The sequence below is a fragment of the Pseudomonas sp. JL23 genome (assembly GCF_056933585.1).
This window is the reverse complement of the sequence record NZ_CM167795.1, coordinates 5,150,222-5,163,594: the sequence shown is the minus strand read 5'-3', so window position 1 is coordinate 5,163,594 and position 13,373 is coordinate 5,150,222. Positions and strand designations below refer to the sequence as shown.

Annotated in this window: 13 protein-coding genes and 2 tRNA genes; 9 read left to right on the top strand and 6 right to left on the bottom strand. The window is 60.3% G+C overall.

Translation table 11 applies throughout. From position 1 onward, the window contains the following. Positions 1-138: 138 nt before the first annotated feature. Positions 139-1,059: a recombination-associated protein RdgC gene (rdgC, locus tag AC1Z24_RS23780; RefSeq protein WP_259102611.1), complete on the bottom strand. Its 921-nt coding sequence runs from the start codon at positions 1,057-1,059 to the stop codon at positions 139-141. Positions 1,060-1,220: 161 nt separating this feature from the next. Between rdgC and AC1Z24_RS23775 the strand changes: the two genes are divergently transcribed. The 3 genes from AC1Z24_RS23775 (at position 1,221) to AC1Z24_RS23765 (ending at position 1,884) form a co-directional block, all read left to right on the top strand. Beyond that, a tRNA-Val gene (locus tag AC1Z24_RS23775) sits at positions 1,221-1,296 on the top strand. Between the two features lie 22 nt (positions 1,297-1,318). Then, a tRNA-Asp gene (locus AC1Z24_RS23770) sits at positions 1,319-1,395 on the top strand. 294 nt (positions 1,396-1,689) lie between these two features. Next, complete coding sequence (locus tag AC1Z24_RS23765; protein ID WP_259102609.1) at positions 1,690-1,884, top strand: DUF7740 domain-containing protein; 195 nt, start codon at positions 1,690-1,692, stop codon at positions 1,882-1,884. An 18-nt stretch (positions 1,885-1,902) separates the two neighbouring features. Here the strand turns inward: AC1Z24_RS23765 and AC1Z24_RS23760 are convergent, their stop codons facing one another. Continuing rightward, positions 1,903-2,313 (bottom strand): winged helix-turn-helix transcriptional regulator, encoded by a 411-nt coding sequence (locus AC1Z24_RS23760; RefSeq protein ID WP_483742959.1) that lies wholly within the window; start codon positions 2,311-2,313, stop codon positions 1,903-1,905. A gap of 70 nt (positions 2,314-2,383) precedes the next feature. Between AC1Z24_RS23760 and AC1Z24_RS23755 the strand changes: the two genes are divergently transcribed. The 5 genes from AC1Z24_RS23755 to AC1Z24_RS23735 all read left to right on the top strand — a co-directional run bounded on the left by AC1Z24_RS23755 (position 2,384) and on the right by AC1Z24_RS23735 (position 6,275). After that, positions 2,384-3,508: an NADH:flavin oxidoreductase gene (locus tag AC1Z24_RS23755; protein ID WP_483742958.1), complete on the top strand. Its 1,125-nt coding sequence runs from the start codon at positions 2,384-2,386 to the stop codon at positions 3,506-3,508. Positions 3,509-3,754: 246 nt separating this feature from the next. Further along, positions 3,755-4,522, top strand: a complete 768-nt coding sequence (gene bamJ, locus AC1Z24_RS23750) for a BamJ family beta-barrel-assembly machinery protein (RefSeq protein WP_259102604.1) — start codon at positions 3,755-3,757, stop codon at positions 4,520-4,522. Between the two features lie 490 nt (positions 4,523-5,012). Further along, a complete protein-coding gene (locus tag AC1Z24_RS23745; protein WP_483742957.1) occupies positions 5,013-5,483 on the top strand; it encodes a YkvA family protein in 471 nt (156 codons plus the stop codon). Positions 5,484-5,580: 97 nt separating this feature from the next. After that, complete coding sequence (locus tag AC1Z24_RS23740) at positions 5,581-5,913, top strand: helix-turn-helix domain-containing protein (RefSeq protein ID WP_483742956.1); 333 nt, start codon at positions 5,581-5,583, stop codon at positions 5,911-5,913. Next, entirely contained in the window at positions 5,910-6,275 is a 366-nt protein-coding gene (locus AC1Z24_RS23735; protein WP_483742955.1) for a hypothetical protein, read from the top strand. Before AC1Z24_RS23740 ends, AC1Z24_RS23735 begins: the two co-directional genes overlap by 4 nt. Before the next feature lie 115 nt (positions 6,276-6,390). Here AC1Z24_RS23735 and AC1Z24_RS23730 read toward each other — a convergent pair whose 3' ends face one another. Together AC1Z24_RS23730 and AC1Z24_RS23725 are read right to left on the bottom strand one after the other, a co-directional pair. Beyond that, complete coding sequence (locus AC1Z24_RS23730) at positions 6,391-8,169, bottom strand: bifunctional diguanylate cyclase/phosphodiesterase (RefSeq protein ID WP_483742954.1); 1,779 nt, start codon at positions 8,167-8,169, stop codon at positions 6,391-6,393. A 114-nt stretch (positions 8,170-8,283) separates the two neighbouring features. Further along, positions 8,284-10,365, bottom strand: a complete 2,082-nt coding sequence (locus AC1Z24_RS23725; protein ID WP_483742953.1) for a carboxy terminal-processing peptidase — start codon at positions 10,363-10,365, stop codon at positions 8,284-8,286. A gap of 141 nt (positions 10,366-10,506) precedes the next feature. On the opposite strand from AC1Z24_RS23725, the gene AC1Z24_RS23720 reads away from it, so the two are divergent. Beyond that, positions 10,507-11,469, top strand: a complete 963-nt coding sequence (locus tag AC1Z24_RS23720; protein WP_483742952.1) for an NAD(P)H-quinone oxidoreductase — start codon at positions 10,507-10,509, stop codon at positions 11,467-11,469. Between the two features lie 114 nt (positions 11,470-11,583). Here the strand turns inward: AC1Z24_RS23720 and AC1Z24_RS23715 are convergent, their stop codons facing one another. Then, entirely contained in the window at positions 11,584-12,237 is a 654-nt protein-coding gene (locus AC1Z24_RS23715; protein WP_483742951.1) for an HAD family hydrolase, read from the bottom strand. Between the two features lie 145 nt (positions 12,238-12,382). Further along, positions 12,383-13,372, bottom strand: coding sequence for an ABC transporter ATP-binding protein (locus AC1Z24_RS23710; RefSeq protein ID WP_483742950.1), 990 nt, complete (start codon positions 13,370-13,372; stop codon positions 12,383-12,385). Position 13,373 lies beyond the last annotated feature (1 nt).

Genomic DNA, 13,373 nt, shown 5'->3' with positions numbered 1-13,373 from the left:
TTTATTTATTGTTGAGGCAGGTGTAGGTGGGACCGGCTTTAGCCGGGAAGGCAATATGGCAGATGATAGAAATGTATCGATCATGCCTGCGTCTTCCCGGCTAAAGCCGGTCCCACATGATTGGTGCGTGTTCGCTGGTCAGATCCCCTGGGGAATCTCCTCGCCACCCAGGGCCTCGAACAGCTCCGGCAGGAACTCGCCGAAGGTCAGCATCATCAGGGTGAAGCTGGCGTCGAGTTGGCCCAGGGCTTCTTCGCCGCCGTCCTGTTCGGCCTGATCCTGCAGCAGGTCTTCGAACTTCAGGCGCTTGACCACCATTTTGTCGTCGAGCACGAAGGACAGTTTGTCCATCCACGCCAGAGACAGCTGGGTCACCACTTTGCCGGTGCTCAGGTGCAGCTGGATCTCGTCGCTGGTCAGGTCCTGGCGCTTGCACCGGACGATGCCGCCATCTTCGTGGGTATCGCGCAGCTCGCATTCGTCGAGGACGAAGAAGTTGTCGGCGGCTTTCTGGGTCTTGACCCAGTCGGTCATGATCGCAGTTGGCGCGGTCTTGACGGTCAGCGGCCGCACCGGCAGCGTGCCGATCACTTCACGCAGGGTCGACAGCAGGTCTTCGGCGCGCTTGGGGCTGGCGCTGTTGACCAGGATCAGGCCCTGTTTCGGCGCGATGGCGGCGAAGGTGGACGAGCGACGAATAAAGGCACGGGGCAGGAAGGCCTGGATGATTTCATCCTTGAGCTGATCGCGCTCCTTCTTATAGACCTTGCGCATCTGCTCGGCTTCGATCTCCTCGACCTTCTCTTTAAGGGCATCGCGCACGACGCTGCCGGGCAGGATGCGTTCTTCTTTACGGGCCGCGATCAGCAGGAAGTCGCCGCTGACGTGAACCAGTGGAGCGTCAGCACCTTTACCGAAAGGGGCGACGAAACCGTAAGTGGTCAACTCCTGGCTGGCACAGGGGCGCGCCAGTTTGGTCGCCAGTGCAGTTTCCAGCGCCTCGGCGTCGAACGGCAGATCCTGGGTCAGGCGATAGACAAGCAGGTTTTTGAACCACATGGGGTATGTCTCTCCTTCTATACAAAGGGGGGCATTATTAGCTGCCCGGCCCCTGCGGCCAACCCTGCGCTAAGCCTTTGGAAGGATTATAAAATTTATTTCAAAAAGTGCTTGCCAGAGGTGAGGTCGCTCCGTAGAATGCGCGCCACACCGAGAGACATGGGTGATTAGCTCAGCCGGGAGAGCAGCTGCCTTACAAGCAGCGGGTCGGCGGTTCGATCCCGTCATCACCCACCACTCGATGTAAAAGGTGTTACGCGCAGCGGTAGTTCAGTCGGTTAGAATACCGGCCTGTCACGCCGGGGGTCGCGGGTTCGAGTCCCGTCCGCTGCGCCATATTGAGATACGAGGCCCTTGAACTCCTCATATCGACCAGAGAAGCGACTTTAGGGTCGCTTTTTTGTTGCCTGCGATTTTTATCGGCAGATCCCATTTGGGCAGATATTGATCCAGATCCGGTAGCGCGGTGACTTCTCAAGTCAAATCAAGCAATTAACAGGCTTGCGGCATTTCGAACAGTTGTTTGATGGAATTATTGAACTACTGTTTCGCGCTATCTGCAATAAAGTCGTGGTATGTAGTGCCGCAAGACCCAGTAAACTTCGCTGCGGATTTCTTCTGGACCCTGCCATGAATCTTTCGGACGCCACCCTGGTATTGCTGCTGGCCGCGCGTATCCATGGAACAGACGACGCTGTGCGTGCCTCGGCGCGGCGTTGCATGGAACAACTTCCCAATGACCTGCGCGATGTCATGCGCCAGGTCATCGCCAGCCCCCAACCCCTGCAATCGGCAAGAGACCTGGCGCGCACGCTGGAAGGCTGAAGCCATTGCCCTAAGCGGTCATGCCGGCTCTGTCTGGGTCGTGCGTTGATCGAATGCCTGCTGTGCCTGTTCGACCTGCTGTTTGTGCTGCTCGGTCCAGGCGTAGAGCATCTGGAAGGGCGCCTTCAGGCTCTGGCCCAAGGGCGTGATGCTGTACTCGACCGCAATCGGTGAGTCGGTAATGACCCGGCGGGCGATCATGCCATTGCGTTCCAGGCGTCGCAGGGTCTGGGTCAGAGACTTTTGCGTGATGCCCTCCAGCCGACGGCGGATCACGTTGAAGCGCGTGGGCGAGGCGCACAGCGCGGCAATCACCAGAATCGACCATTTATCGGCGATCTGGTCCAGTAGCAGGCGGCTGGAGCAGTTGGCGTGAAAGACCGGTGGTTGCTGGGCGTCAGCAGTTTCCTCGTGGATACCTGGTTTCATAAAAGTGCCTGATTGATATTAAGTATCCGGAAGATACCATAGCGCCTTCACGAAATTGGAGCGTCCTGGTATGACCGCACAAAATGTCGCTGCACTGTTCCAGCCTTTCCAGGTGAAATCTCTGGCGTTGAAGAACCGTATTGTCATGGCGCCGATGACCCGCTCCTTCGCCCCCGAAGGCGTGCCGGACAGCAATATCGCCGCTTACTATCGCCGTCGCGCCGAGGCGGACGTCGGCCTGATCCTCTCCGAAGGCACAGTGATCAACCGTCCGGCTGCGCGCAATCAGCCGGGTATTCCTTTCTTTCACGGTGAAGCGGCCCTGGCCGGCTGGCAGCAGGTCATCAATGGCGTGCACGCCGCAGGTGGCAAGATGGGGCCGCAGATCTGGCATACGGGCTCTGTGCCGAGCACCCAGACTGACTGGGTACCGGACAGCCCGGTAGAAAGCCCTTCGGGTCTGGTGGCGCCTGGCACGCCCCGTGGCGAGATCATGAGTGACAACGCCATTGCCGACACCATCGCCGCGTTCGCCCAAGCCGCCCTGGATGCCAAGACCCTGGGTTTCGACACCGTGGAAATTCACGGCGCCCACGGTTACCTGATCGACCAGTTCTTCTGGGAAGGCACCAACCTGCGCACTGATGCGTTCGGCGGCGCGACCCTCAAGCAGCGTTCGCGATTTGCCGCTGAAGTGGTCAAGGCTATCCGTCAGGCTGTCGGCCCTGAATTCCCGCTGATCCTGCGGGTCAGCCAGTGGAAGCAACAGGACTTCACCTCGCGCCTGGCCACCACGCCGGACGCCATGACCGACTGGCTGTTGCCGTTGGTAGAAGCGGGCGTCGACGTGCTGCACTGCTCGCAACGGCGTTTCTGGGAAGCGGAATTTCCGGAACTCGACGGCGAGCAAGGGCTGAATTTCGCCGGTTGGGCGAAGAAACTCACCGGCGCGGCGACCATCAGCGTCGGTTCGGTCGGCTTGTCCGGCGACTTCGTCGATACCTTCACCACCGGCCAGTCTTCGTCGCCTGCCAGCCTGGACAATCTGGTCCAGCGCCTGGAGCGCAATGAATTTGACCTGATCGCCGTCGGCCGCGCCCTGCTGAGCGACCCGCGCTGGGTCAGCAAAGTGCAGGGCGGCGACAGCGCCAGCCTCGAGGACTTCACCGTAGCGGCACTGGGCCAGTTGGTCTGATCCGCAGGCGACAGGGTCATCGGCCCTGTCGCCCACAAGGCCTAAAGATGCGACAGCGGGTCGCAGGCGAGCAGGGTGGATGACTGAACCCCGACTGAACGGCGGGGCAACTGTCCGGGAAAACCTTTGGATACCTGAACTTATCTCTCTTTTTCCTCTCTGATGCCGGTAGCCATTGGTCGCGGCGGACTGATAAGCTCGCGGCTTTACTCGTTTGCCCTATTGGCGCATGAACAAGGAAACAGCATGAAACAGCATCGGTTGGCAGCGGCGATTGCCCTGGTCGGTCTGGTACTCGCGGGTTGTGACAAGCAGGCCAGCACCGTTGAGCTGAAAACCCCGGCACAAAAAGCGTCTTATGGCATCGGCCTGAACATGGGCAAGAGCCTGGCTCAGGAAGGCATGGACGATCTCGACTCCAAGGCTGTAGCCCTGGGTATCGAAGACGCCATCGGCAAGAAAGAACAGAAACTAAAAGACGAAGACCTGGTTGCTGCTTTCGCCGCGCTGCAAAAGCGTGCTGAAGAGCGCCTGACCAAGATGAGCGAAGAGTCGGCAGCCGCCGGCAAGAAATTCCTCGCCGACAACGCCAAGAAAGCCGGTGTAACCACCACGGCTTCGGGCCTGCAATACGAAATCGTCAAGAAAGCCGACGGCCCACAGCCTAAGCCGACCGACGTCGTCACCGTTCACTACGAAGGCAAGCTGATCGATGGCAAGGTCTTCGACAGCTCGGTTGAACGTGGCAGCCCGATCGATCTGCCGGTCAGCGGCGTGATTCCGGGGTGGGTCGAAGGCCTGCAACTGATGCACGTAGGCGAGAAGATCAAGCTCTACATCCCGAGTGAACTGGCTTACGGCGCACAAAGCCCAAGCCCGATGATCCCGGCCAACTCGGTTCTGGTCTTCGACCTGGAACTGCTGGGCATCAAAGATCCGGCAGCCGCTCCAGCTCCAGGCGCCGATGCTGATGAAGAAGCAGCCCCGGCTGCCGACGCTCCAGCCAAGAAGTAAGCGTTCTACCGGCTACAAGACAACGCCCCGTTTCGACGGGGCGTTGTCGTTTTTGTCGAACGCCGTCGAACGGATGAGAGGTCGGACAGTCCCAATTAGCGGATAAAGTCCTTCGAAGGAGCGGGATTGTCAGACGATCCAGTAAAACGGTGGATAAACGCTGTGGGTAACTTCTGAACAAGCCTAAGTCAACGAATTTATAGGTTTTTTTTATGTGAGTAAAAAATGCCCGATTTAAGCCCAGGCCCTGTAGAACGGGGGTTCTGGCGTTTTATTACGCTGCTGTTCACAAGGTTATCCACAGGATGTGTGGATAACCTTGTCATGGAAAAAGCACGGATGCGTGTATTGCTGTAGGAGAACCTTGTGGGACCGGCTTTAGCCGGGAATGGGCTGTGAGGTCGATAGATTTTCAGCGCCGATAGCATTGCCTTCCCGGCTAAAGCCGGTCCCACCGACTCCACCATTCAGATGTTTCAGGGGACAAATCATGAAAGCACCATGGAATATCCTGCGCTATCTACCCATGGCCCGTCGTCTGATGGCGGCCGGGCGCTTGCCGGGCCTGTTGTTTGCCGTGGCGCGCAAGGGCGCCAGCGAGGGCAGTCGCTTGGGCAAGCTCAAGGAAGATCTGCGCCTGTTGCAGGCCCTGTGCCTGGCCTATTGGCGGGGTGAGTACCGTGCCATCAGCCCGAAGGCGATTCTCTCGGTAGTGGCGGGGCTGATGTACTTTCTCAGCCCTCTGGACGCTATTCCTGACTGGATTCCCGGCATCGGCATGCTCGACGATATCGCCGTACTGGCCTGGGTCATGAAAAGCCTCGAGGCCGAACTGGATGCCTTCCGCGCCTGGCGAGCCCGGCAGGTTCCGGAGAAGCTCGCGGTGGTCGAGCGCCTGCCGGCCAACCAGGCTTTGCTGGAACAGGAAAAGTCCAAGGATTTGCCCCATAGCGGCGACTAGATATGTTCATGGCAAGTAAGTACAGGCGTACCGCCCCCGAGCGCTGTTAAGATGCCGGTACATGGATATGCCTAATTGCACAGTTGTTGGGGGTTGTATGGATCTTCAGGTCATTTCTCGTGATGGAGAGCCAGAATACGCGGTCTTGCCATGGGCGCAGTACCAGGCCTTGCTCAAGGCCGCCGGTCTTGCCTCTGCGCCAACACCACAGGCTGCGGCCGCCGCTACCGAAGGCGAACTGCCCGGCTTCGAACAGCTCGGCGCCCTGCGCACTGCCAAGGGCCTGGAGCTTGCTCAATTGGCCCGTACCGTCGGTATCAGCCCCTCCTATCTGCAAATGATCGAAAGCGGTGAGCGTCTACCGGACGCCGCGATTCGCCGCAGTCTGGCCTGGGAGTTGGGCGTGGCGGGCTGGAGGGATACGCCATGAGCGTGCGCATCAGCCGCCAGCATTGGGACGCGCTGCTGACGGAGCTGGACCAGGCGCGCCGCCAGCGTCATCTGCTGACCTACCGCGCGCTGCTCGAACGCCTGCACCTGCCCAGCCCGGCCATGCAGACCCTGACTGCGGCCCTTGAACACCTGGCCGCACTGGATGCCCGCGCCGAACAGCCGCTGCGCAGCTCCCTGGTGATCAGCCAGGGCGCCAGTCGGTTACCGCGGACTGGTTTTTTCGAGTGTGCCGAACGACTTGGACGTTTTTCCGGGCCGTCCGATGGCGTCGCTGCGGCGTCGTGGCATGCTTCGGAAGTGGTGCGGGTATTCGAGTTCAGTTATCCGGTGGCGGAGTAACTTGTGGGACCGGCTTTAGCCGGGAAAGGGTCGACATATCTTTATTGCTGCACCATGGCCTTCCCGGCTGAAGCCGGTCCCACAGGATTGCATCCGGGTCCCACGGGGTCGCGGTTCAGGCCAATTTCTGGGTCAGATCCACATCCCGCAGATCAATCACATGCACACTCGCTCCCGGTACATCCTTGGCGTAGTGCTTGGCCTGTGAAGCCAGCTCGGCCAACTGGCTGGCATCGACCAGAGTGCAGGCTTCCGGGCGCAGGTGCACCACGCCGATGGACAAGGACAGCAAGGGAAACTCCTGACGCTGGCCCTGGCGGTTCAGGGCGATGAAGCAGCCGGCTTCCAGGTGTTCGGCGCGGTAGAAGCGCCGGCACTGGTTCTGGAAGTCTTCCAGCAGATGGTTCAGACGCTTGCGCCAGTCGTCCGAGCCCAGCACCATGAGAAAGTCATCGCCGCCAATATGGCCGACGAAATCGCGGCTGGGGTCGATGCGGTCGTTCAGGCACTGGGCCAGGCACAACAGCACTTCATCGCCGCGCCCGTAGCCGTAGATATCGTTGAACGGCTTGAAGCTGTCGATATCCACGTAGCAAATCATCGACTCGCGCCCTTGTTGCAGCAGGCGCGTCAGACACTGCTGGATCGGCACGTTGCCGGGCAGCAGGGTCAGCGGGTTGGCGTAGCGGGCCTGCTGGATCTTCAATTCGGTGATCAGCTTGAGCACGTCGATCACCCGTCCCAGGCCCAGGTAGGCCCCGTTGAGGGTGATGACAAAATCTTCTTCGATCCGTTGCCGGGCGCGGCTGGTGATCAGGCGGCTGACCTGTTGCAGCGACTGATTCAGTTCCACGGCAAGGAAATCGTCGCTCATCAGGCGGCTGATCGGCTTGCGCGCAAACAGTTCGGTGGCAAAGGGTTGCAGCAGCACATCGGACAGCGAATGCCGATGCACGATACCGACCGGCTGCGACTGACTGTCCAGCACTGCCAGGGAATTGAGATTGGCCTGCTTGCGGAAGGCTTCGAGGACGTTGGCGGTAGGTGTTGTCTGGTCCACAGCGGGCTGTTCGATCAGCAGGGCGCTGAGATCGGCGCTTTCGTCGGCCATGTTCGGCGAACCTAGGGGCTCAAGCCTGGACAGCATCACCCGTGCATCCCGCGGCGGCAGCTCCTGGGGGCGGCAGAGCAGGTAGCCCTGAACTAGGTCCACGCCCATGTCGATCAGCACCGCCAGTTCTTCCGGCAACTCGATGCCTTCGGCGATCACCAGTGCCCGGGAGGCCTTGGCCATTTGCAGCATGGAGCCGACGAACTCGCGCTTGACCGCGTCCTGATGGATGCCGTCGATGAAGTGGCGGTCGATCTTTACATAGTCGGGGCGCAGTTCTGACCACAGGCGCAGGCTTGAGTAGCCCGCACCGAGGTCGTCCAGGGCGATGGAGAAACCCATGTCGCGATAGTGATGCAGTGCGTTGTAGAGCAGCTCGAAGTCATCGGTGGGGGTCTGCTCGGTCAGCTCGATCACAACGTTCTTCGGCTCGATGCCGTAGCGTTGCAGCAGTTGCAGGGTGCGACCCGGCGGGTGCGAGGCTTCGAGCAGGGATTCGGGGGAGATGTTGAGGAACAGCTTGCCGTCCAGATTCTGCTCGGCGAAACGGCGGCAGGCGCTTTCCCGGCAGGCCAGTTCCAGCTCGCTCAAGCGTCCGGCCTGACGCGCCACGGCGAACAGGCTGACAGGAGAATGCAGTGAGCTGTTGGATGGACCGCGAGTCAAGGCTTCGTAGCCGAGGATGCGGCGTTCCGACAGTGAAACGATAGGTTGGAACAGGCTGGATAGATCACGTTGAGCCAGAATTGAACTCAAGGCGCTCAGCTGCTCGGTCACGGTCATGGCAATCTCGGTTCAAAAAAAGGGGCTGGGCGATCAAGCCGCCCAGCCCCGTTATTTCACGACAGATTCATGACTGTTTGATGACGAAAGACTCTCCGTCATCGGTTTCGGCCTTTATTTATTGGCCACAGACGAGTTCAAGCCGAGATAGTCGATCAGGATTCGCCCGGTTTCCGACAGGTAGGCGTCGTCTTCCGGTTTGGTCTTGGAATCGTCCGGCGGCAGAGCGTCTTCGTCTTCCTTTTTGAGTTCCTTGAGCGGTGCTTCACCCTTGGCCTTGCGGCGGGTGTTTTCCATCACCAGTTGCTCGTTTTCGATGCGAGCGTGTTCGGCGCGACGATCGGCTTCGTTGAGGCTGACGGTTTTTTCGCTCATCAGCTTTTTGGCCAGGGCCAGTTTCTCTTCGACGAAGACAAACTCGGCGTCCTTGGCCGAACGGGCGTCGTGACGGGCCTGCAACTGCGCCAGGAACGGCTTGAACGGATCGACTACGGGCTTGATGGCCGGTTTGATCGTGTCGTAGGCCATGGCCTCAGGCAGGGCGCTCTCGCCGATTTCCTTGGTGTCGATGATCGACGGGTAGGAAATGTCCGGCAGTACGCCCTGATGCTGGGTGCTCTGGCCGGAGACGCGGTAGAACTTGGCCAGGGTCAGCTTCAGCTCGCCATGGTTCAGCGGCTGAATGGTCTGCACGGTGCCTTTGCCGAAGGTCTGGCCGCCGATGATCAACGCGCGGTGGTAGTCCTGCATGGCGCCGGCGAAAATCTCCGAGGCCGACGCCGAGAGGCGATTGACCAGCAGAGCCATCGGGCCTTTGTAGAAGGCGCCGCTGTCTTCGTCTTCGAGAACGTCGACCTTGCCGTCGGCGTTACGCACCAGCACGGTCGGGCCCTTGTCGATGAACAGGCTGGTCAGCTCGGTGGCTTCCTGCAACGAACCACCACCGTTGTTGCGCAGATCCAGAACCACGCCATCGACCTTCTCAGCCTGCAGCTCGGTCAGCAGTTTCTTCACGTCGCGGGTGGTGCTCTTGTACTCGGGGTCGCCGGCACGGTAGGCCTTGAAGTCCAGGTAGAAAGCCGGGATGTCGATCACGCCGAGCTTGTAGTCACGGCCGTCCTGGTTCAGGTGCAGGATGGATTTCTTCGCCGCCTGCTCTTCAAGCTTCACCGCTTCACGGGTGATCGGCACGATCTTGCTGGTCTGGTCGTTCGGTGCATTGCTGGCCGGGATCACTTCCAGGCGGACCACCGAACCTTTCGGCCCGCGGATCAGCTTGACCACTTCATCCAGGCGCCAGCCGATCACGTCGACCATTTCCTTGTCGCCCTGGGCGACACCGACGATCTTGTCGGCGGGTGCAACCTGCTTGGTCTTGTCGGCGGGGCCGGCCGGAACCAGGCGCACGATCTTGACGTTGTCGTTGTCGCTTTGCAGTACGGCACCGATACCTTCGAGCGACAGGCTCATGTTGATATCGAAGTTTTCCGCGCTTTCTGGCGACAGGTAATTGGTATGCGGGTCGTAGGACATCGCAAAGGTGTTGATGTACGCCTGGAAGATATCCTCGGCGCGGGTCTGGGACAGACGCGCCAATTGATTCTTGTAGCGCTTGGTCAGGGTTTCCTGGATTTTCGCCGGGTCTTTGCCTGCGATCTTCAGGCGCAACACCTCATCCTTGACGCGCTTGCGCCAAAGGTCGTCCAGCTCGGCTTCGTTCTTCGGCCAGGCGGCGTCCTTGCGTTCGATCAGCAGGGTTTCGTGGGTGTTGAGGTCGATCTTGTCGACGCCCTTGCTCAGCTCGGCCAGGGCGAAGTCCAGACGCGACTTGATGCGGTCCAGATAACGCTTGTAGATGGTGAAGCCGGGGTTCAGGTCGCCGCTCTTGAGGAAGTCGTCGAACTGAGTCTGCCACTTGTCGAACTCGGCGATATCGCTGGCCAGGAAGTAGCTGCGTGCCGGATCGAGCAGTTTCAGGTAGCTCTGGTAGATGATCACCGAGCGCTTGTCGTCAAGCGGCGGCTTGCTGTAGTGGTGCCGTTTGAGCAGCTCGACGATGTTCAGGCTGGCAATGGTTTCATCGCGGTCAGGCTGAAGATTATCCCAGCTGTTGGCGGCAAAAGTGCTGGCGGACATTGGCAGGACGCTGAGGCCGATGACAAGGGCGAGGGCGCTGCCTGGTAGAAAATGCTTCATGCCGATTCGACGCGGGGACAATTGATAACGCATATTAGGCCGTCTTTGAAGTCGCCGGCTCCGTCGGATCCGGTCGCATAATGCAAAAAGCCCGGTCGTTTACTAGCTCCGGGCTCAGTCCAGACTCACTATGGAGGCACTGTGAAGGCATTGCAAGGCGTTGACGGTCATGTGGAATGGGTCGAGGAGCCGAGTCCGGCCCTTGATGTGGGTCAGGTTCGGATCAAGGTGGCCGCTGCCGGTTTGAATCGCGCCGATTTATTGCAGCGCGCGGGACTGTATCCGCCGCCGCCGGGGGTGACGCAGATCCTCGGCATGGAGTGCTCCGGGGTGATTGCCGAAGTCGGCTCCGGCACGGCCTGGCAGGTCGGCGACCGCGTCTGTGCGTTGGTTGCGGGCGGCGCCATGGCTGAAGAAGTGGTGGTCGATGCGCGTCATGTGCTGGCGGTGCCCGAGGGCATCAGCCTGGCTGAAGCGGCGGGGATCCCGGAAGTTTATGCCACGGCCTGGCTGAATCTGTTCCAGCTGGCAGGCCTCAAGCCCGGTGAAAAAGTTTTGCTGCACGCCGGCGCAAGTGGCGTTGGTTCAGCCGGTATTCAGCTGTGCAAGGCCTTTGGCAACCCGGTCTGGGTCAGCGTCGGTTCGGCCGAGCGTCTGGCCTACTGTGAAGCGCTGGGCGCCCAAGGCGGGGCGATCCGTGACGAGAGTCTGGACAGCCTCAGCGACTTCGCGCCTTTCGACGTTGTGCTCGACCCGGTCGGTGCCAACTATGCCGCGCTGAACCTCAAGGTGCTGGGTGTCGACGGGCGCCTGGTGCTGATCGGTTTGATGGGCGGGCGCAAGGCCGAGCTGGATTTTGCCCAGGTGTTGGGCAAGCGCATTCAGATTCTCGGTTCGACCCTGCGCAGCCGCAGCGATCAGTTCAAGGCCGATCTGTTGAGCGATCTGGGCCAGCACGTCTGGCCGCTGTTCAGCGAAGGCCGACTGAGCCCGCAACTGGCCAGAACCTTCGCCATCACTGACGCCGAAGCGGCGTTTGCCGAGCTTGCGACCAATCAGGTGTCGGGCAAGGTGGTGTTGGTGATTGATGACAGTCTGACCTGATCCAGTGGGACCGGTTTTAGCCGGGAAGACAATGTGACAGACGATAGAGATGTGTCGGTCATACCTATGCCTTCCCGGCTAAAGCCGGTCCCACATCGGCGTTTAGCCGGGGGTTTATTTCCAGCTATGCACCGGCCAGCCGTTCTTTTCTGCGTGTTCGCGCAGCACCGGATCCGGATTGACCACTTGCGGGTGATCGACCTTGAGCAACAGCGGCAGGTCGTTGCGCGAGTCGGAATAGAAAAACGCGCCTTCGAGATTTTCCCCTTCCTTGTCCAGCCACTCCATCAGGCGGGTCACCTTGCCGTCGCGGTAGGTCAGCACGCCTTCGGTGGCGCCGCTGTAGACGCCATTGATCACTTGCAGGTCGATGGCCAGCACTTCGTCGACGCCGATGCGTGCGGCGATGGCCTGGACCAGATGCACGCCCGACGCCGAGATCACCAGGATACGGTCGCCATTGGCGCGGTGTTTGGCGATGCAGGTGCACGCTTCGCTGTAGATGATCGGTTCGATGAAGTCCTCGACCCAGGGCTCGACCAGATGATCGATCTCTTCCGGCGTGCGCCCGGCCATGGGCTCCAGGGCGAAGGTCATGTAGTCCTCCATCGCCAGTTCGCCTTTGCTGTAGGCGTCCATCAGCTCGTTGTTGCGCTGCATGAATGACGCGGGATCGACCCAGCCCAGGCGTCCCATCTGTTCGGCCCACAGGGTGGCGCAGTCGCCACCGATGAGGGTTTCGTCCAGGTCAAAAATTGCCAGTGCCATTGCGCGCTTCCTTCTAAATCCTAGTCTGTTGGATCGGTGGTTCGCGGGCGGCTACAAGCTTCAAGCTGCGGCAGCCCTCAAGATCGACGCGCTGTTCTCTTGCAGCTTGTAGCTTGAAGCTCGTAGCTGCCCGCATATATAACTCTTAAGCCACTACACAGAGGGCGGAGGGCTCAATATTAAGCGTCACTCGCCGCCCATCCGGGTGCAGATCATCCGCGCTGCGGTTGAGTACGTCGACCACTACTTCCACGCCACGGGCTTCGACGCGGTAGCGAATAACGTTGCCCAACAGGCTGTGGCTGCGTACTTCGCCTTCCAGGCTGCCGGTCAGGCTCAACTGAATGGCTTCCGGGCGGATGGCCACGCGGCTGTTGATTGGCCGTTGCAGCAGGCGGCTGGCGTCGTCGGCTTCGAGCAGATTGTAGTTGCCGATGAAACCGGCGGCGAAGGCGTCCACCGGTGCGGTGTAGAGGGTTTCGGCGTCGCCGCTCTGGACGATGCGGCCCTGATTCATCAGGAAGATGCGGTCCGACATGGTCAGCGCCTCTTCCTGATCGTGGGTCACGAAAATGGTGGTCAGGCCCAGTTCGCGCTGGATGGCGCGGATCTGTTCGCGCAGGTGTTTGCGAATCCGTGCGTCGAGGGCCGACAGCGGCTCATCGAGCAGCAGCAGGCGCGGGCGGGTGACCAGAGAGCGGGCCAGGGCCACGCGTTGGCACTGGCCGCCGGACATCTGGTGCGGATAGCGGCTGGAAAAGTCGGTCAGTTCGACCATCTTCAGCGCCTCGGCTACGCGCTTGTGGGTGTCGTCGCTGTTGATCTTCTGCATGCGCAGACCGAAGGCGACGTTCTGCTCCACGGTCATGTTGGGGAACAGCGCGTAGCTCTGGAACACCATGCCGATATTGCGCTTCTGCGGGCTCAGGGGAACGATGTCCTGGCCGTCGAGGATGATCTTGCCGCTGTTGACCGACGTCAGGCCGGCGATGCAGCGCAGCAGGGTGGACTTGCCGCAGCCGGACGGGCCGAGCAGGGTGACGAATTCGCCCCGGCTGATGGTGCAGTTGATATCGCTGAACACAGCCGTGCTGGCGTAGCTCTTTTGCAGGTTTTCAACGCTGACGTAACTCATC

Coding starts and splice junctions, on each gene's coding strand:
- AC1Z24_RS23710 (WP_483742950.1), bottom strand. CDS start 13,372: ATGAGTTACGTCAGCGTTGAAAACCTGCAAAAGAGCTACGCCAGCACG.
- AC1Z24_RS23760 (WP_483742959.1), bottom strand. CDS start 2,313: ATGAAACCAGGTATCCACGAGGAAACTGCTGACGCCCAGCAACCACCG.
- AC1Z24_RS23735 (WP_483742955.1), top strand. CDS start 5,910: ATGAGCGTGCGCATCAGCCGCCAGCATTGGGACGCGCTGCTGACGGAG.
- AC1Z24_RS23755 (WP_483742958.1), top strand. CDS start 2,384: ATGACCGCACAAAATGTCGCTGCACTGTTCCAGCCTTTCCAGGTGAAA.
- AC1Z24_RS23740 (WP_483742956.1), top strand. CDS start 5,581: ATGGATCTTCAGGTCATTTCTCGTGATGGAGAGCCAGAATACGCGGTC.
- rdgC (WP_259102611.1), bottom strand. CDS start 1,059: ATGTGGTTCAAAAACCTGCTTGTCTATCGCCTGACCCAGGATCTGCCG.
- AC1Z24_RS23730 (WP_483742954.1), bottom strand. CDS start 8,169: ATGACCGTGACCGAGCAGCTGAGCGCCTTGAGTTCAATTCTGGCTCAA.
- bamJ (WP_259102604.1), top strand. CDS start 3,755: ATGAAACAGCATCGGTTGGCAGCGGCGATTGCCCTGGTCGGTCTGGTA.
- AC1Z24_RS23745 (WP_483742957.1), top strand. CDS start 5,013: ATGAAAGCACCATGGAATATCCTGCGCTATCTACCCATGGCCCGTCGT.
- AC1Z24_RS23715 (WP_483742951.1), bottom strand. CDS start 12,237: ATGGCACTGGCAATTTTTGACCTGGACGAAACCCTCATCGGTGGCGAC.
- AC1Z24_RS23725 (WP_483742953.1), bottom strand. CDS start 10,365: ATGAAGCATTTTCTACCAGGCAGCGCCCTCGCCCTTGTCATCGGCCTC.
- AC1Z24_RS23765 (WP_259102609.1), top strand. CDS start 1,690: ATGAATCTTTCGGACGCCACCCTGGTATTGCTGCTGGCCGCGCGTATC.